This is a genomic window from Streptomyces sp. DH12 (genome assembly GCF_020873895.1).
Lineage (GTDB): Bacteria > Actinomycetota > Actinomycetes > Streptomycetales > Streptomycetaceae > Streptomyces.
This window is the reverse complement of sequence record NZ_JAHWGT010001725.1, coordinates 1-382: the sequence shown is the minus strand read 5'-3', so window position 1 is coordinate 382 and position 382 is coordinate 1. Positions and strand designations below refer to the sequence as shown.

Below are 382 nucleotides of genomic sequence, written 5' to 3'. Positions count from 1 at the left end.
GTCGGACTTCAGTCCGGTCATGTGGTAGGCGTTGCTGCGTCCGGCGAAGCCGGCGATCTCGGCGTAGATGTGGGCGCCGCGCCGGCGGGCGTGCCCGAACTCCTCGAGGACCAGCACGGCCGACCCTTCGCCGAGGACGAAGCCGTTGCGGGAGCGGTCGAAGGGCCGTGAGGCGGTCTCCGGCTCGTCGTTGCGCGGGCTGGTCGCCTTGATGGCGTCGAAGCAGGCCACGGTGATCGGGGAGATCGGCGAGTCCGACGCCCCCGCGATGCAGACGTCCGCCCGGCCCTCGGCGACGGTGTGGAAGGCGTAGCCGACCGCGTCGAGTCCGGAGGTGCAGCCGGTGGACACCGTCTGCACCGGGCCCCGCGCGCCGAACTGC

Annotated in this window: 1 protein-coding gene; it reads right to left on the bottom strand. The window is 72.5% G+C overall.

Annotation, left to right across the window (positions count from 1 at the left end; genetic code table 11):
* A partial coding sequence (locus LPA54_RS41925) for a beta-ketoacyl synthase N-terminal-like domain-containing protein (RefSeq protein ID WP_267488060.1) occupies positions 1-382 on the bottom strand: 382 nt, incomplete at both ends.